This window comes from Mycobacterium sp. (assembly GCF_965229105.1).
Lineage (GTDB): Bacteria > Actinomycetota > Actinomycetes > Mycobacteriales > Mycobacteriaceae > Mycobacterium.
This window is the reverse complement of the sequence record NZ_OZ245858.1, coordinates 2956043-2973795: the sequence shown is the minus strand read 5'-3', so window position 1 is coordinate 2973795 and position 17753 is coordinate 2956043. Positions and strand designations below refer to the sequence as shown.

15 protein-coding genes and 1 tRNA gene are annotated in these 17753 nt (G+C 65.6%); 8 read left to right on the top strand and 8 right to left on the bottom strand.

Translation table 11 applies throughout. The features are described from left to right. Positions 1-248: 248 nt before the first annotated feature. Positions 249-322 (bottom strand) — tRNA-Ile (locus tag ADBZ9O_RS14105). Between the two features lie 631 nt (positions 323-953). On the opposite strand from ADBZ9O_RS14105, the gene ADBZ9O_RS14100 reads away from it, so the two are divergent. Further along, positions 954-2183: a hypothetical protein gene (locus tag ADBZ9O_RS14100; protein WP_526532205.1), complete on the top strand. Its 1230-nt coding sequence runs from the start codon at positions 954-956 to the stop codon at positions 2181-2183. 11 nt (positions 2184-2194) lie between these two features. Here the strand turns inward: ADBZ9O_RS14100 and ADBZ9O_RS14095 are convergent, their stop codons facing one another. From ADBZ9O_RS14095 to ADBZ9O_RS14085, 3 genes are read right to left on the bottom strand one after another with little or no spacing between them, the layout of a single operon-like run. After that, positions 2195-3058 (bottom strand): carboxymuconolactone decarboxylase family protein, encoded by an 864-nt coding sequence (locus ADBZ9O_RS14095; RefSeq protein WP_526532203.1) that lies wholly within the window; start codon positions 3056-3058, stop codon positions 2195-2197. Between the two features lie 7 nt (positions 3059-3065). Further along, positions 3066-4439: a metallopeptidase TldD-related protein gene (locus ADBZ9O_RS14090; RefSeq protein ID WP_526532201.1), complete on the bottom strand. Its 1374-nt coding sequence runs from the start codon at positions 4437-4439 to the stop codon at positions 3066-3068. Beyond that, the gene (locus ADBZ9O_RS14085) at positions 4436-5962 is read right to left on the bottom strand and encodes a metallopeptidase TldD-related protein (RefSeq protein WP_526532199.1); all 1527 of its coding nucleotides are present in this window, start codon (positions 5960-5962) and stop codon (positions 4436-4438) included. Before ADBZ9O_RS14085 ends, ADBZ9O_RS14090 begins: the two co-directional genes overlap by 4 nt. A gap of 46 nt (positions 5963-6008) precedes the next feature. On the opposite strand from ADBZ9O_RS14085, the gene ADBZ9O_RS14080 reads away from it, so the two are divergent. The 4 genes from ADBZ9O_RS14080 (at position 6009) to ADBZ9O_RS14065 (ending at position 10637) form a co-directional block, all read left to right on the top strand. Next, the gene (locus ADBZ9O_RS14080; protein ID WP_526532197.1) at positions 6009-6884 is read left to right on the top strand and encodes a carbohydrate ABC transporter permease; all 876 of its coding nucleotides are present in this window, start codon (positions 6009-6011) and stop codon (positions 6882-6884) included. Next, positions 6868-7698, top strand: coding sequence for a carbohydrate ABC transporter permease (locus ADBZ9O_RS14075; protein WP_526532195.1), 831 nt, complete (start codon positions 6868-6870; stop codon positions 7696-7698). Before ADBZ9O_RS14080 ends, ADBZ9O_RS14075 begins: the two co-directional genes overlap by 17 nt. After that, complete coding sequence (locus tag ADBZ9O_RS14070; RefSeq protein WP_526532193.1) at positions 7695-8966, top strand: ABC transporter substrate-binding protein; 1272 nt, start codon at positions 7695-7697, stop codon at positions 8964-8966. Before ADBZ9O_RS14075 ends, ADBZ9O_RS14070 begins: the two co-directional genes overlap by 4 nt. An 81-nt stretch (positions 8967-9047) precedes the next feature. Next, on the top strand, positions 9048-10637 hold the full coding sequence (locus ADBZ9O_RS14065) for a hypothetical protein (RefSeq protein ID WP_526532191.1): 1590 nt from the start codon (positions 9048-9050) through the stop codon (positions 10635-10637). 7 nt (positions 10638-10644) lie between these two features. Here the strand turns inward: ADBZ9O_RS14065 and ADBZ9O_RS14060 are convergent, their stop codons facing one another. Together ADBZ9O_RS14060 and ADBZ9O_RS14055 are read right to left on the bottom strand one after the other, a co-directional pair. Further along, a complete protein-coding gene (locus ADBZ9O_RS14060) occupies positions 10645-11514 on the bottom strand; it encodes an energy-coupling factor transporter transmembrane component T family protein (protein ID WP_526532189.1) in 870 nt (289 codons plus the stop codon). Further along, positions 11511-13559 (bottom strand): ATP-binding cassette domain-containing protein, encoded by a 2049-nt coding sequence (locus ADBZ9O_RS14055; protein ID WP_526532187.1) that lies wholly within the window; start codon positions 13557-13559, stop codon positions 11511-11513. Before ADBZ9O_RS14055 ends, ADBZ9O_RS14060 begins: the two co-directional genes overlap by 4 nt. Before the next feature lie 92 nt (positions 13560-13651). On the opposite strand from ADBZ9O_RS14055, the gene ADBZ9O_RS14050 reads away from it, so the two are divergent. Genes ADBZ9O_RS14050 through ADBZ9O_RS14040 form a run of 3 tightly spaced genes read left to right on the top strand, consistent with a single transcriptional unit; the run spans position 13652 to position 16034 of the window. Beyond that, the gene (locus ADBZ9O_RS14050) at positions 13652-14107 is read left to right on the top strand and encodes a MarR family winged helix-turn-helix transcriptional regulator (RefSeq protein ID WP_526532185.1); all 456 of its coding nucleotides are present in this window, start codon (positions 13652-13654) and stop codon (positions 14105-14107) included. Between the two features lie 25 nt (positions 14108-14132). Beyond that, a complete protein-coding gene (locus tag ADBZ9O_RS14045) occupies positions 14133-15344 on the top strand; it encodes an MFS transporter (RefSeq protein WP_526532183.1) in 1212 nt (403 codons plus the stop codon). A 60-nt stretch (positions 15345-15404) separates the two neighbouring features. Continuing rightward, the gene (locus ADBZ9O_RS14040) at positions 15405-16034 is read left to right on the top strand and encodes a hypothetical protein (RefSeq protein ID WP_526532181.1); all 630 of its coding nucleotides are present in this window, start codon (positions 15405-15407) and stop codon (positions 16032-16034) included. 5 nt (positions 16035-16039) lie between these two features. On the opposite strand, the gene ADBZ9O_RS14035 is transcribed toward ADBZ9O_RS14040, so the two are convergent. Then, positions 16040-16927, bottom strand: coding sequence for a bestrophin family protein (locus tag ADBZ9O_RS14035; RefSeq protein ID WP_526532179.1), 888 nt, complete (start codon positions 16925-16927; stop codon positions 16040-16042). A gap of 16 nt (positions 16928-16943) precedes the next feature. After that, on the bottom strand, positions 16944-17681 hold the full coding sequence (locus ADBZ9O_RS14030) for a VIT1/CCC1 transporter family protein (RefSeq protein ID WP_526532177.1): 738 nt from the start codon (positions 17679-17681) through the stop codon (positions 16944-16946). Between the last annotated feature and the right edge of the window lie 72 nt (positions 17682-17753).

The window sequence follows — 17753 nt, the reverse complement described above, 5'->3', positions numbered from 1 at the left end:
TGCACCAGGCCCCGACACCGGATACGGCAAGGGGCCTACTACCTCGGCGAGCAGACGATGATCTTCCGGTCCACCAAGTGGACCGTCGGCGACCCTGATCGACGGCGAATGTCATTCGGCCCGCATCGGCGCCAACCCACGGCCGAATACGTACCCAGGTAGTGATCGTGCTGGACCGGCGATCGAAGAAAGAAAACTCGAATAAACGTTAGTTACGAAAACGAACTTGAAAAAGACTCTGATATCGGTGGGGCGGGTGGGGCTCGAACCCACGACCAACGGATTATGAGTCCGCGGCTCTAACCGACTGAGCTACCGCCCCGTACGCAGCTGGCCTGCAACTTGCGCGGCAACAATGTTCGCATGCCTCTCGGCCACCTTCGTCATCGAGTAATCCTGCGGGTGTCGGACCCACCTGCACGCGACCTGCCTCTGCGGCAACTCTTCCTCGATCGGTGGATGCCAGTCGGCTGACAGGTCGGGGCTGGTGAGTGCGACATCGGTGTCTCATCACCGGAAAAGCACTGGCAGAGGGACTAAAAGCCAGCTCAGACAAGGAAATTCATCCTTGTATGTAACTGTCGCCGCGCACTCACCGGCACCGCCATGGCCATCGCGCCCACCGCTCGCCGTCGGAGTTGCCGCTTCCGGCCGGCCCCTCGGGCGTCAACGCAACAACGATCAGGCCCGGCACCCCAAAGCACCACGGTCACCAGCACAACACGTGTGCCACCACTGCCGCGGAAGCGGGCCGAAGGCCGGGCAGTTATCACATCCGGCCTCTCGGCCTTATTTGGATCCACGTTTTATGTGGCGCCCATCGGCATCTGTAACGCCTGGCGCCGAAATCCCGAAAAGAAGTTTGACTCGAATCAATGCGGCTTTCCGGTGAAATTGTGGCACCATTTCACTATTGGACCGCTCTCCGGGTCCATCACATGGGGGTTGACACCGTGGTTCGGTCTAACGTGTACCGCGCAGTGGGTAGCTGCGTGGTCTGCGCTGGCCTGATGATGGGTACCGGCACCGCGGTGTCGGCGGCCGAGCCAGATACCGGCGGGCCCGGGCAATCTCAGAGCAGCGGCGCCGGGCCAGGCCCGCAGCACCGGAGCAAGGCCGCACCGGGCGAGAACCCCGCAATAAGGGCCGCGGAGATTCTGCGCAAAACCATTTCCGACGTCACCAGCGTGTTCGGTTCGGGCCGGTTGCCTGGACAGCAGCCGCCGAAGACTCCGGAACCCGCGAAAGTCGACACCCCGGTCACCGCCTCTTCGGAGAACAACGACGCGGGCGTGGCCTCTGCCGCCAGCGCCGACACCCCGAGCGAGGGCACCTCAGACACCGTCTCGCCCACCCCGTCCATCACCACCCCGGTGACCAACACCGACCCTCCTGCTGTTGACCCCGCGACGCCCGTCGTCACCGAGGCCGTGCCGCCGGTTGTGGACCCGGCGCCCGTTCCAGCGGCGCCCCTCCCCGCGCCCGTGCCCCTTCCCGTCCCCGTAGCAATCTCCTGGCCCACCAATCCCGTCATCGATGTCATCTCCTCGGTGCAGTACATGGTGACCTCGGTCGTCTATACCCTCACCCCGATCGCCAACGATCTGAGCTCGCTGCTTGGCGTCGCGCAGTGGAGTCCGGCCGTCAACACCATCCGCTCCGACGGCCCGGCACCGGTGCCAGGTACGGCCGTGCCGCTGTCCGCGGCATCATCGGTGCTCTCACCTCTGCCTGAGATTCCCGCCGAGGCATTGGCCGGACTGCGGATGAGCAACGAAACCGAGATCGCCACGGTCGGGACCGCTGCGACAACGCGCGCGGGTGAACTGGAGACAGCGCCTGTAGAGCCGCTGCCCAGCATCGCCGCTATTCCGATGAGTGTGAAGGAATTCTTCGGCAACGCGGTCCGGGAAGTGCTGCGCTCGCCGTCACTGTCGGCGCTGGCCGCCCTCGCGCTCCCCGGCGTCCTCGGACTGTTCGTCATCACCGGTGCCGGCATCCGGTTCGGGTACCGCCAGGCCAAGGCCGCTCTGTCACTACCGGCATCCGGCCTGGCCCGATTCGCACCTCCGCAGCCGCTCCGACTTGTCCGTTCGCGGTCCGTCGCCATCAGCGCACCGGCAGTGCGATTCGTCCCCAGAGAGCTGCGCGGTATCGGAACCCCGTTGGAGAACGCCGCCTAGCCGCGACCGTGCTAGACGTCCTTCACCTGGCCGTCAGCGTCCAGTAGGTAGTGCTCGACCCCGTCGGTGACACGCGGCGTATCCCCACCCAGCGCGACGGCGATCTTGTTCGTGGCATTACGCATCACATCGAGTGTGACCTCGATCGCCTCGTCTTGAGAAAAGTGTGCGCGCACGCCGGTGGCGATATCGGCATCGATGTCGGCTGGTGACCAGATCAGGGCATCGACGTAGCGCAGCGCCGCCTTGTGACGTTCACTGAGCACCACAGACGATTCGAACCGCTCGATATCGTCGTACAGCGATTCGCTGCCTCCCTGATCGAGGGCGGCGACCTCGCGTCGCGACCGGCACAGCCGGCAGTTATGCGCAACGGCGCCGCGCAACCGGATGATCTCGGTGGTCAACGGGTCGAGCCCCCGGAGCCGGGCGACGGCGGGCGCGAACACGTTGAGCAACCCATCCCCGGGATCACCGGTGTGGTCCCACTCGACGTCGCCTACCGACCAGTCCACGCCCAGCGCGTCGAAACCCGAGGAGACCCGCGGCACGAAATCGGCGATGAAGGTCAGCGCCGCAACGCTGAACGCTTTGCGGCCGACCGCGGCCAGGAATCGGGCGCGCTGATCGGCGGTCAGTGCCGAAACGTCAGTGCTGAACTGCTCGGCGAATTCGACGATGACGGTCTCGGTGTCGGTCTGCGGTTGCGTGGCCGCGACCTCGACAGGCAGCGACGGCAGTGACACCGCCGCCGCACACGCCGTGCGGACCAGCGTCGTCACCCGGGCATCCCCGTCAGGTGAATGCGCGACCAGGCGGGCCAGTTCACCGGTGAGCACATCACGCGCGGCCGTCGAAGACGGGGCTGAAGTCATCGCCCGATTATTGCGCCTGACTGACCGATGACATGTGGAAGTCGGGGATCCGCAGCGACGGCATCGAGGCGCGGGTCGCCCAATCGCCCCATTCCCTGGGCAGGGTCACCTCGCTGACGCCGGCCTCGGTCGCCCGACGCAGCAGATCAAGTGGACTCTCGTTGAACCGGAAGTTGTTCACCGCCGCCGTCACCTCGCCGTCCTCGACCAGGTAGACACCGTCGCGGGTCAGTCCGGTCAGCAGCAGCGTGGTGGGGTCGACCTCGCGGATGTACCACAGGGTGGTCAGCAGCAGACCGCGTTCGGTTCCGGCGACCAGGTCGGCCAGTTCCGCGGTGCCCCCGCTCATCAGCAGGTTGCTGGCCGGCACGGCGACGGGCGTGCCGAATTCTGCCGCGGTGGGCCGCGGGTAGGCCAACGCATTGATGGCGCCGTCGCGGATCCAGTCCACCCGCCCGATATCCAGCCCGTTATCGAATACCGACACGGTCTCCGAGGAGCTGCCCGCGGCGACAAAGGGCGAGCACTCCAGGCCTGCGGCGTACGGATCGGAGTACAGGGTCAGGGGCAGGGCCGTCAGCTTCTCCCCCACCCGCGTTCCGCCACCGGGAGCTGAGAGTGCGGTCCGGCCTTCCTGCGCGCCCCGGCCGTCCATCGACCAACCCAGGTAGATCATCATGTCGGCCACCGTCGAGGGCGGCATGATCGTCTCGTAACGGCCGGCGGGCAGTTCCACGGTGCGCCGCGCCCAGCCCAGCCGCAGCGACAGATCCTCGAGCAGCCGATCGGTGGGCACATCGATGAACCACGGAGTGCTGGTACCGGCCCACGCGCTGGCGCCGTCCCGCTTGGCGTTGATCTCAACCGAACCGGTGGGTTGGGTATAGCGACGGCGCACACCCGTCGAGGTGGCCAGGAACGTCGTCGCCACCACGTGGTGCGCGAACCCGTAGAGGGTGTCAGGTCCGCGGAAACCCCGGCTCAGCGAGTCGGCGATATTCGCGAACACCTCCGCGCCGGTGCCAGGTACCGCCGCATCCCAGTTATCGGGGACATCGGAACCGGTCAGCAGCGGATAACCGTCGCGCGCTTCCGGTGCCGAGCGGGCCGCCAGTTGGGACGCCGCGACGAGCCCCGGGATCGCCCCCGGATCGACTTCGCTGGATTGGCGCGACCCGACGTGGGCGGTATCTCCTTGGCGGACAACGGAAACCACCGTGGTGCTGCGGCTGATGGAGACGCCATTGGTGGTCATCGAATTGCCCGCCCAGCGCAGTGACGCTTCGGCGTTGTCGGTGACCAACACGATTGTTTCGTCGGCGCCACCGGCCGCGGCAGCCGCATCCAGGGCGATATCGATGGCCTGCTGTGCGGTGATCATCGGCCCCGCCCTTCTTCACGCGTGTTGAGCACGTTCACGCCACGGAACAGCGCCGAGGGACAACCATGACTGACCGCGGCCACCTGGCCTGGCTGCGCCTTCCCGCAATTGAACGCACCCCCGAGCCGCCACGTCGACGGGCCACCGACGGCTTCCATCGCGTTCCAGAAGTCGGTGGTGGTGGCCTGGTAGGCGACGTCACGCACCTGGCCGTCGAGCTTACCGTCGCGGATCTGGAAGAACCGCTGGCCGGTGAACTGGAAGTTGTAGCGCTGCATATCGATTGACCAAGATTTATCACCCACGATGTAGATACCGTTCTCGACTTTGGCGATCAGATCGGCAGTCGTCGTCTCAGCGTCTACCCCGGAGGCGGGCTGCAACGACACATTGGCCATCCGCTGAATCGGCACGTGGTGGGGCGAATCGGCGTACGAGCAGCCGTTGGAACGCTGCTGACCCAACTTCGGGGCGAACACCCGGTCCAACTGGTAGCCGACGAAGCTGCCGTCGCGCACCAGATCCCAGCTCTGCGCAGCCACCCCCTCGTCATCGTATCCGGTTGTTGCCAAACCGAATTCGACGGTTCGGTCGGCAGTCACGGTCATCACCGGCGACCCGTAGCGCATCACACCGAGCTTGTCCGGCGTGGCGAACGAGGTGCCCGCATAGGCCGCCTCGTATCCGATGGCTCGATCGTATTCCGTTGCATGACCGATAGATTCGTGAATCGTGAGCCACAGGTTCGACGGGTCGATCACCAAGTCGGTGGGACCGGGTGTCACGCCGGGGGCCTTGACCTTTTCGGCGAGCAGCGTCGGAATCTGGGCCAACTCCTGCGACCAGTCCCACACCTCATCGCCACGCAGCACCTCCCACCCGCGCGCCATCGGCGGGGCCAGCGTGCGCATGGTCTCGAAGCTGCCCTGCGCGGAGTCGACGGTGACCGCCTCCAGCGTCGGCATGATGCGCACCCGCTGCTGGGTGGTACTCGTGCCGAACGTATCGGCGTAGAACGTCTGCTCCTTGACGGCGTTGAGGGAGGCCGACACGTGGTCGACTCCGTCGGCGGCCAGCAATCGTCCCGAGTACTCAGCCAGGACCGCGATCTTCTCGGTGGTCGGCACGTCGAACGGGTCGATGAGATAGCTCGACACCCAGCTGGCGTCGCGGTAGACGGGTTCGGCGGCCAGCTCGATCCGCTCACCGTTGAGCGGTGCCAGGGTGGTCGCCACCGCGACGGCACGGCGTGCGGTCTCGGCCGCGACCTCCGGCGATAACTCCGCATGGGAGGCGAAGCCCCAGGTACCGGCAACGATGACCCGCACCGCCAGCCCGATTTCCCGACCGACCACCGCCGTCTCCAGCTCACCGTCGCGCAGCTGCACGATCTCGTCGGTGATGCGATGAATGCGCAGATCGGCGTAGCTGGCGCCGGCGGCACGAGCTGCCGATAGCGCGGCATCCGCCAGGCTATGGCGCGGGATGGCAACGAAGTCTGCGTCCACGGTCCGGGCTGTCACGGCTCCACCGTAACGCCCACGCCCCAGCTACCGCTTTAATACCTACATGGCCCGGCCACACCATCGCAACGCCGCGCTGGGCTACGCACTGCTGGCACCGAGCCTGTTTGGCGTCGTGGTGTTCCTGCTGCTACCCATGCTGGTGGTGGTCTGGCTCAGCCTGCACCGGTGGGATCTGCTCGGGCCCATCGACTATGTGGGCCTGGATAATTGGCGGGCAGTGCTGACCGATCCGATGTTTGGCAACTCGCTGGTGGTCACGATGGTTTTCATCGCGATCGTGGTCCCCGTGCAGACGATGCTCGGGCTGGCCGCGGCCGCCATGCTGGCCCGAGAATTACCCGGTAGTGGGATCTTTCGCACCATCTACGTCCTGCCGTGGATCTGCGCGCCGTTGGCGATCGGCGTGCTGTGGCGCTGGATCCTGGCCCCCACCGACGGCGCCGTCAGCACCGTGCTGGGCACCCGAATCGAATGGCTGACCGATCCCGGGCTGGCATTGCCGGTGGTATCGGCGGTGACGGTGTGGACAAATGTGGGTTACGTGACGCTGTTCTTCGTGGCGGGCATTCTGGCGATCCCGGCCGAGGTGCACGCTGCTGCCAGCACCGACGGCGCCAACGCCTGGCAGCGGTTCCGACGGATCACCCTGCCGATGCTGCGCCCGACACTGTTCTTCGTTCTCGTCACCGGTTTCGTCAGTGCCGCGCAGGTCTTCGACACCGTCTACGCATTGACCGACGGCGGCCCGAAGGGACGGACCGACCTGATCGCCCACCGCATCTACGCCGAAGCATTCGGCGCTGCGGCGATCGGCCGGGCCGCTGTGATGGCCATCGTGCTGTTCGTCATCTTGGTTGGCGTCACCCTGGTGCAGCATCTGTACTTCCGACGACGGATCACCTATGACGTTGCTGGCTAACCGGGCAGGCTCGGCCGGCCTGATCTATCTCGGGCTGGCAGTCGGGGCGGTAGTCACCCTGCTGCCGCTGCTGCTGGGGTTGTTGACGTCGCTGACCTCAGCGCACCAGTTCGCCACCGATCAGCCGTTATCTCTGCCCAGTCCGCCGACACTGGAGAACTACTCGGATCTGGCCGGCGCCGGGTTCGGCCGCGCCATCGTGGTGACCGCGCTGATGACCGCGGTGATCGTGCTCGGTCAGCTGACTTTTTCGGTGCTGGCCGCCTATGCGTTCGCCCGCCTCCACTTCCCCGGCCGGGACGCGTTGTTCTGGGCGTACGTGGCGACGCTGATGGTTCCCGCCACCGTGACGGTGGTCCCGCTTTACCTGATGATGGCTCAGGTTGGCCTGCGAAATACCTTCTGGGCGTTGGTCTTGCCGTTCGTGTTCGGCTCGCCCTACGCGATCTTCCTGTTACGCGAGTACTTCCGCTCGATCCCCGACGACTTGATCAACGCCGCCCGCCTGGACGGGGCCAACACCCTGGACGTGATCGTGCACGTCGTATTACCGGCCAGCCGACCGATTCTGGTGACCCTGACGCTGATCACCGTCGTATCGCAGTGGAACAACTTCATGTGGCCGCTGGTGATCACCAGCGGCCGCAGCTGGCAGGTACTGACCGTTGCCACCGCCGGATTGCAGTCACAGTACAACGCGCAGTGGACGCTGGTGATGGCGGCGACGACGGTGGCGATCGTGCCGTTGTTGGTGGTGTTCTTGGTCTTCCAGCGCCATATCGTGCGGTCGATTGTCGTGACGGGACTCAAATGACGCGGCCCCGATTCTCGACGCTGTTCGCGGGCGGACTGGCACTGTTGGCGGTGCTGCTGCTGGCCGTCGCGGTGGCCCTGGGCAACAGCACCGAGCCGAGCGGCAAAACGGTCATCACCGTGCGGTTATGGGATGCCCAGGTGGCCGCGGCGTACCGGCAGTCGTTGGACGAGTTCACCCGCGGCCATCCCGGTATCGAGGTGCGGATCAACGTCGTGGCCTACTCGTCATACTTCGACACCTTGCGCACCGACGTGGCCGGTGGCGGCGCCGACGATATCTTCTGGCTGTCCAATGCCTACCTGTCCGGCTACGCCGATAACGGTCGACTGATGGACATCGCGCCCACTGATGATTGGGATCCCTCGGTCGTCGCACAGTTCAGCCGCGGCGGAAAGCTCTGGGGCGTACCGCAACTCACCGACGCGGGGATCGCGGTGTACTACAACGCCGACCTGCTCGCCGCTGCAGGTATCTCGCCGAGAACACTGGCTACGCTGCGCTGGGACCCGAACCCAGCCGTGGACACCCTGCGCCCACTCCTGGCGCGGCTCACCGGCCCACGACAATGGGGTTATAACGCCGCCAACGATCTGCAGGGCATCTATCTCAACTACATCGGCTCGGCCGGCGGCGTCTTTGAGCAGGGCGATCGGTATGCCTTCGACAATCCGCAGGCGACAACGGCTTTCCGCTATCTGGTGTCACTGATCAACACCGATCAGGTGTCGCCGCCGGCATCGGACACCAACAACAACGGCGACTTCTCCCGCAACCAGTTCTTGGCCGGGCGGATGGCGTTGTTCCAGTCCGGCACCTACAACCTCGCTGCCATCGCCGAGCAGGCCGGCTTCCACTGGGGTCTGGCGATGCTGCCTGAGGGGCCCGCGGGTCGGGTCAGCGTAACCAATGGCATTGCTGCGGCAGGCAATTCCGCGACCACACACCCCGCCGAGGTGCGCCAGGTGCTGGCCTGGTTGGGCAGCGCGCAAGGCAACGCATTCGTCGGCGCCGACGGTGCCGCGGTCCCGGCCGTGCTGGGGGCGCAGCGGGCCTACTTCGACTACTGGTCAGGACGCGGAGTCGATGTCAGCCCCTTCTTCCGGGTGCTCGACGGGCCGCGGATTCCAGCACCCGGCGGAGCCGGGTTCGCCGCCGGATACCAGGCGATCACCCCGTACTTCGATGAGATGTTCCTCGGCCGGCTGCCGGTCGAGGAAGCGTTGGCGCAGGCTCAGGCGGCGGCCAACTCCACGGCCACGCCCTGAAGTGGCGACAAAACCCAGACTGACATCACGCGATGTCATAGGCTCTCGACGACCACATCGCGGATGTCAAAGGGGACGTTGATGACGGTGCCTGCCTCGCAGAGCGCACACCAGGGCAATCACGTCCTACGCCGCTGCTGCCTGGTCGCGGCCGCTGTGGGGGTAGGGATCGCGCTCACCCACGGACACGAGGTGGCCTGGGCAGATACCGACCACACCGGTTCATCAGGCAACTCCTCGGCTCATTCGAGTGCGGGAACCGGTAACGGACCCAAAAAGTCCACCTACGGCCGTAGCCATCAGAACCCGAACTCAGCCCACACCAACAGCACCACCACTGACACGTCGTCCAGCGCTGCAGCGAATTCAGCTGTACCGCAGCGCTATACAATGACTGCGACGCGCGCACCCGCCGCAGTCCTGGCTCCTGAGCCCCCTCGTGCCGCCAACACCGCCGCCCGAACCGCCGATCCGTCCACACCACAACCCTCCACAACAAGCCCCTCCACACCGATCACCGCACCCGGTGATCCCGAGCCGCTGTCGCCGATCGCGCAGATCGTCGCCCTGCCCGGCCGTGTCATCAACACGGTGCTGCAGGTGCTGGATCTCACCGTCGCTGCCGACGGCCCCCAGAGCCCGCTGAATTTTGCACCGCTCGACGAGGCGTTATTTGCCGTCTTCCGGCGCATCGAAGGCGCACTGGGATTGGCCGCGACACCGGCCGTCGTCCTGGTGCCCCCGACCGAGATCTATACCGGTCCCACCACAACGGCGACGCCGACGGTCGAGCAGTTCCTCAACGCAGCGGCCGCCGGATACGTGCTCGGCGGCACCCCCGGCGGGCTGAAGCCGTTCACGGTCAACGGTGTTCAGATGACGTCGACCAATCTTCTCTCGGGTGAATCCGCACAGGTGTGGGTGACGCCGCAAAAGCAGATCATCATCGCCTATCAGGGCACGACGGGCGGCACCAACCTGTTGTTCAATCCGCTGATCGCCGTGTCCCAACTCATCACCGACCTGCAGATCATGTTTACCGACACCACCCCGCAGGCGTTCACCGATGCACTGGTGTTCCAGCAGCAGGTCGAGGCCGCGGCGGCCGAGCAGGGGTACAGCAGAACCGATATCTTCCTCACCGGACATTCGCTCGGCGGTTGGGAAGCCGAGTACGTGGCACAGCAGACCGGCCTGGGCGGCATCGGATTTGAGAGTCCCGGCATCAACACCACCGTGCCGGGTAACGGGGTCAACTCCGGGTTCCTCAACGTCGAGACCTATGGCGACCCGGCGGCGTACTTCTCCACCGATCTGCCCGGGTTGCAACCGTTCATGCCGCCCTACGTGCCCGGCGGGGGCAGCAAACCGCACTACGGCTCGATCGTGATGATCGGCGACCCGGAGGCCATGTACCCCTTGATCAATGCCTCGTCGCTGCAAGGCACAAACCTCATCGGGGACATCATCTTCTCGGTGGATCTGCTGGGCAACTTCTTCGAGCATCACCTGCCCGGTATGCAGGCCTACAACCTGGGTGTCAGCCCCGACCCCGGGGTGGTGCCATGGCTGGGGTCAACGATGGGCCCGGTCAACACCGGCTGGGGGGACCTGACGATTCCCCAGCCGGCACAGGCCGCCTCGGCCGCCGGAACGTTGTTCACGGCCTAGTGAGCTGCTAACTGGCCGCGCTGGTGCCGAGAATCGTGAGCTCAAGAGCCAGCGAAATGGCGCTGACCGCAACGACGATCGCCAACGTCACCCAGTCACGGGCTTTCGGTCCCGACGGCGCGGCAGAGATCTGACCGCTGCCACCGCGTGCGGCGATCGCATCGCCCATCTCGTCACCACGGCGCAGCGCGACGGTGATCGCCGCTGCCAGCAGGTCGACCATCTCCAGCGCCCATCGCCTGCGCTGATCCCGGCGCGAGGTCAGGACAGGCCGCGGCCGTAGTTTACGCGCGGCGAAGAGCACCCGGAATTCGTCGATCAGCATCGGAAAGGCCCGCAATGCCAACGCCAGTGCCACAGCCCAGTCCTCGATCGGAATCCGAAACCAGCGCAGCGGTCGTCCCAATGTGGCTACCGCAGGGGCGAATTCGGAGACGTTGGTGGTCCACGACACCATCAGCCCGAGAAGTAACAACACGATCGACAGTGCGGTGATGCGCAGGAAGTTCAGCAGTCCACCAAGCCCGAGATGAACCGAGCCGACGTCGATGAATGGACTTCCACCGGCGAACGCCGCGGTCACCGCACCGAGAAGCAGCAAGACATACAACCACTTCGGCAGCGACGGCAACGTGCCGCGAGGAATGTTGCCCAGACGTGCCGCGACTGCCACCATCACTGCAACCGCGGCAATCGGCACCCAGCCCGGATAGAAAGTCAACAGCACGCCGAGGCCGGCCACCACGATCAACTTGGTGCCTGCCCACATTTCGTGGATGACGGTGCGGCCGGGGACTGGCCTCAGCAGCACAACAGCTTTGGGCTGCGGGTTGTTCGGCGGCGCATCGTTTTTCGCGTTTGACATACCGGCGGTCATGACATGCCTCCCGTCGGGGCGACCGTCGGTTCCATCACACCGTTGCGCAGATGCAGGATCCGCGGGCACAGCCCCTCCAGTCCGGCGAAATCATGGGAGATCACCACCACCGTCAGGCCGGTATCGCGGCGAAGGTCCTCCAGTAGCCGCAGCAGTCCGCGTTGGCTGTCGGCGTCGAGACCGGCCAGTGGCTCGTCGAGGATCAACGCCCGCGGTGACCGCGCCAACAGACCAGCCAGCGCCACCCGGCGCATCTGGCCACCGGAGAGTTGGTCGATACGGCGTTTGGCCAGTGAGGCGTCAAGTCCGACGGCAGCCAAGGCGGCACTCACGCGCTCACGATCGTGGTAGGAAAAGCCGGCGGCTGAGGCGACTTCGAGGTCGACCCTGGCCCGCATCAGCTGAAGTCGAGCCGCCTGGAACGCGATCGCCACCTCACCGACCTGCTCGTGCGCGGGTTTGCCGCCGATCAGAGACGTGCCGATGCTCGGGGTGGTCAGCCCGGCCATGATCCAGGCCAGCGTCGACTTGCCGGAGCCGTTGCCACCGTGGATCAGGACGCCGTCGCCTTCTCCGACCACGAAGCTGATATCGCGCAGCGCCTCCTTGGCCCATGGCGTTCCGTGTCCGTATTCGTGACTGACCCGGTCGAGTTCGAGGACGGGCACCCCGGACTGCGGCCTGCCGACGGTGTCGGTGACGGTGGCGGCGGGCGCCTCTGCCTGCTCGACCATGGCGGCGTTGTCCAACGATTCACTGAGGCTGATGGTCCGCTCGGCCGACGCTGCTTCGTTGTTGTAATGGGTGATGTGCACCAACGACATTCGGCGGCGGCTGGTCAGGCCTGACAGCACGTCGAGAAGCTGTTCCCGGCCGACCTGATCGACCATGCTGGTGACCTCGTCGGCGATCAGCAAGGCGGGTTCGCGGGCCAACGCCGCGGCCACGGCCAGACGCTGCAATTCACCGCCGGACAGTCCGCCGGTGTCCCGTTCCTCCATACCGGCCAAACCGACTTCGTCCAACAACCGTGGGATATCGGTCGACGTCCCCGGCGGCAGTCCCCAGACGACGTCATCGGCCACCCGGGTGCCCAGCACCTGACTCTCGGGATGTTGCATGACCACCGCGGTACCGCCGGACCGCCCGAGACCCACCACCCCTGGTCGCTCGACGACCCCCGCGGTAGGTGGGCGGCCGGCCAGAATCAACATCAACGTCGTCTTCCCGGATCCGTTGGCGCCGGTGATGGCGACGTGTTCGCCGGCGTCGATCGTGATGTTCGTCGGGCTGAGCGCGTCATGCCCGGCACCCGGGTAGCGGAAACTCACGTCGCGCAGCCGCGCCGGTACGGGACCGACCGGCGAGTCGCTTCCGGACAGTTCCAGCTTGTGCACGTCGGGGATGCCGCGCAATCGCTCCAGTACGCGCGACAGTGCCCACCAGCCGAGCAGCGAGACCATCATGATCGCGAGGATGGCGTAGCCCAGGATCAGCCACTGCCAGTGCGCCAAGGTGACCGCGAAAAGGCGCTTGAGCTCATCGGCGGCGGGAGCCAGTGGCGGTATCCGCGAGAGCATCGCGGCCATCCCGTTCACGGTGGCGCCCATGGATTCGAAAATGAGGTGCCGCAGCCGGGTCAGCACGCTCAGCGCGCCGATCATCACGACCCCGAAGACGGCGCCGGCCACCACCGAGGTGACCACCACCGTGGGAGTCCCCCGGCCCCGACGTCGCACGATGCCGGTCAAACCGCCGATATAAGCGCAGTTGACCACCGTCATGAACCCACCGAGCCCGGCTATCAGGAACGCGATGATGCCCGCTGCCACGGTCGCGGCGATCAGCACCCTGATCCGGTAGCGATAGGCCAACAGACCCATCGGCACCGTCCCGAGCAGCGACAACCCCGCGGCGAAGGGCACGATGACAGCGATGATGGCGGTCGCCGCACACAACGCGGCCATCACCGCTGCCTGCGCCATCTCACCGGGTTGCATTGACCGTGCCCGCCGCGGTGGAACTGGCTGGCTGGTCGCTGTCATTTCTCGATTCTGCCAGCCAGCCGAGGGTGGCCGGTGCCGCACCTTCGCCGCCACGGTTGATCTACATAGTAATTCTATGTAAATTGGGCCCCATGACCCCCGCCAGTGCCCCGTCTGCCGATACCGAGCTCGGGTCCAGCCTGCTCGGTGTTGTCGCCCGGCTCAACCGCTTGGCCAGCCAGCGCACGCAACCCCCGTTGCCGTGGGCTCAGGCCCGGCTCTTGTCGACCATCGAGCTCCAGGGCGAGGCCCGAATATCGGACCTCGCCGCGCTGGATCACTGCTCGCAACCGACGATGACCACCCAAGTCAGACGGCTCGAAGATGCCGGCCTGGTGACGCGCACCGTCGATCCTGGCGATGCGCGGGCGGTCCTGATCCGGATCACCCCTGAGGGGGTGGCAACCCTGACCCGGGTGCGCGCTGACCGGGCGGCTGTCATCGATCCCCTGCTGGCGCAATTGGATGACGGCGACCGCGAGGTTCTCGGGGTGGCCGTCGGGGTCATTCGTCGTCTGCTCGATAACGCACAAACACCCAAATACTGAAAATAGTGAGGAGTGCCAGCACTGTATGTGGCGCCAACCCAAGGCCGTCTGGGCCGTTGCCTTTGCTTCCGTCGTCGCTTTCATGGGGATCGGCCTCGTCGACCCCATCCTGAAGCCCATCGCCGACAACCTCAACGCGTCGCCATCGCAGGTGTCGCTGTTGTTCACCAGCTACATGGCGGTGATGGGGGTGGCAATGCTCATCACCGGTGTCGTATCGAGCCGGATCGGACCCAAACGCACCCTGCTGCTGGGCCTGGTGATCATCATTGCCGGCGCCGGGCTGGCCGGTATGTCGGACACCGTCACGGGCATTGTCGGCTGGCGCGCGCTGTGGGGGTTGGGTAACGCCTTGTTCATCGCGACCGCCCTGGCGACCATCGTCAACTCCGCGCGGGGGTCCGTCGCCCAAGCCATCATCCTGTACGAGGCCGCGCTGGGACTTGGTATCGCCGTCGGACCTCTGGTCGGTGGCGTGCTGGGCTCTATCTCGTGGCGCGGTCCGTTCTTCGGCGTCTCGGCGCTGATGGCTGTGGCATTGGTGGTGACGGTCTTCCTGCTGCCCGCGACACCCCGTGCCGCACAGACCACAAGTGTGGTCGATCCCCTGCGCGCACTGCGCCATCGCGGACTGCTCGGCGTCGGAATCACCGCTCTGCTCTACAACTTTGGCTTTTTCACCCTGCTGGCCTTCACTCCGTTCCCCCTCGATATGAACGCCCATCAGATCGGCCTGATCTTCTTCGGCTGGGGACTGGCGCTGGCCTTCACCTCGGTGGTGGTGGCGCCGCGGTTGCAACACCGGTTCGGCACCGTGCGGGTCCTGGTCATCAATCTGACGGCCTTCGCACTGCTGCTTGCGGTGATGGCGGTCGGCGCCGACCACAAGGCCGTGCTCGCGGCATGCGTGGTGGTGGCGGGGCTGTTCATCGGTGTCAACAACACCCTGATCACCGAGACCGTGATGAAGGCCGCCCCCGTCGAGCGTGGCGTCGCATCGGCGGCCTACAGCTTCCTGCGGTTCGGTGGCGCTGCCGCCGCACCATGGCTGGCCGGCGTGCTCGGCGAAACGTTCAACGCGCACGTGCCGTTCTGGGTGGGCGCGGGTGCGGTGCTGGCGGCCGCGGGCGTCCTGCTCGCCACGCGTCGGTACCTCACGCACATCGATGACGAGGAAACGCCTGAGCAGGAAACCAGCGATGAGGCAATCGCGTTGACCGTCGGCAGCGACAGCTGAGCGAATTCGCCTGCACCAACACGGAGTCGACGAACGCGGAGTCGGGCAGACTAAGCCACCATGAGTGTGCTGACCCTGCTGTCGACCACGTTGGTGCCGGTGATCTCGGTCGTATCGACCGCGACCGTGGCGATCTGGTCGAAACGCATTGACACAAAAGCACGGGCAGACGACAGAGCCCAGGCGCTGCTGCTGGACTTCGAGAAGCGGGCCGCTGAGGAGAAGAAGGCCGCACTGAAGAACCTGCTCTCCGCCACCATGCGGGTCCGGCGCGGAGCCGAGCCGCTGGCAGGCGCGGACCAGACCGAAGACCAACGTCGTGCGGAGGCGATCGAAGAGCTCTACGAATTCCGGGCCAGGCTGGGTCTCGACGATGGGGTGGCCGAGGTGCTGATCTACGCCGCGGAGCCCGTTCGCCAGCTCACCGAAGAGCTGCTCGACGAATGGGACCGACAGTTCCGCGAGCACGGATACTCGCTGGCCCAGCTGGATACCTGCAAACAGCAGTTGCTGCAGCCGTGCGACGACCAGCAGGAATGGACTGATCTGAAGACCGAAGAAGCGTTGTGGCTCAAGCGACTTGGCGAAGCATCGAACCTGGACGTCGACGCGCTGTTAGCGCTGTGTGACCGCACTGTCCTCGCTGCACGAAAAGACCTGCGCGGCGGCTATGGCGTCGCACCGGACTGAGGACCTCACCACCAGACTGAGGCGCGATCTCCCTCGCGCGGGACGGCCAACGGATGGTCGCGGCCGAGGAGATTGGCGGTAATTGTGGAGCAGAACCGGTACATCGGAAGATCGAAGACGCGGTTGCTCATCGGCTGCTCGATGAAATGCCCCAGCCGTTCGGCGACAACGAAGACAGCCATCAGCAGGAAGCCGACAACGATGCTGCCCACGTAGTGCCCGGAACCATCGAGCCGGTTGAACGCGACGATCGCAAACAGCCAGGCCAGCGCTCGGATGAACAAGTCGTAGTGAACCGGGATGGGTTGATTGCGGATCCGTTCCAACCCGCCCTGCGAGGACACCAACCCCCGGTTGACCGTCATCAACATGACCCTGGCCGAATCGTCGACATGGCGACCGGCGGCCAGTGCCTGCACGTCGCGTGCCTGGCGATTCAGCAAGCTGTTGGCGGTCGTATCGGCGGCGTCCTCGGGCGTGAGGTCGGTGACTCCTGGCGGGGGCGCGACACCGCGCAACTCGGCGGCCAACTGCCAGGCGAAGCGGACCTGGCAACGACGCATCCGGTCGAGTACCGCGGCCATCTCCGGTGAGCCGTCATCAACGGCGCACAGGTCGTTATGCATGGAACGGCAGTCGTTGATGACCGCACCCCATAACGTGCGCGCTTCCCACCACCGGGCGTAGGCGTTGGTATTGCGAAAGGCGATGAAGACTGACGCGGCGATGCCGAGCACCGACAGTGCCGCCACCGAGTTCTCCAGCTGCAGGCTGTCGGGTAGCGGAAGCAGGACGGCCGCGACGACGAGGATGGCGAGCAGGTCGTAGCGCAACGCCACGATGACCTTACCGGCGACTTTGACCGGGCCGACGGGCCCGACGCTTCGAATCATTGTGTCACTCAGCCATTCACGACAGCGCTGCACCGATGAGATGCCCCACCAGGTAGGTTGCGGCGATCGCGAGACCACCGAAGGCCAGTTGGCGCAGCGACCCCGCCCATTTGGGCCTGCCGGCGAAGTGAGCCGCAAACCCGCCCGCGATGAGCAGACCGATCCCACCGCACACCAGCCCGGCCGGTAGCGATTCGAATCCCAACAGATATGGCAGCAGCGGAATGATCGCGCCGAGCGCGAACATCACGAACGACGAGATCGCGGCCACCTTCGCCGAAGGCTTACCGTCTGGATCCACCCCGAGCTCCTGCACCAGGTGAAAGTTGACGGCTTTGGTCTCGTCCCGATGGATGTCGATGGTGGCCTGCTGGGCGGTCTGGGGGCTCAGACCCATATCGATGAACATCTTGGTCAGCTCGGCCCGCTCTGCCCTGGGATGATCGGCGAACGAGCGACGCTCCACCCTGACCTCGGAGTCGATCTGCTCGTTGGCGGTGGTGACCGAGGTGTACTCACCTAGTGCCATGGAGAAGGCGCCGGCCAGCAGACCCGCCACACCGCTGAGCACCACCGTGTGGGCGCTCGCACTGGCGGCCACACCAGCAATCAACGCGGTATTGCTGACCAGTCCGTCCATCGCTCCGAACGTGGCGGCCCGCAGCCAGCCGCCGCTGACGTCGGCGTGCGTGTGGTCAAAGTCATGCGGCAACTCCTGATCAGGTGGCTGCGCTCCTGGCTGAACCTCGGACATGGGGCTATTGAACGCCCTGCAGAATCACGCCCTTCACTCAGGTTGACCTGCGTTAGCCGACTCACGTTTGCG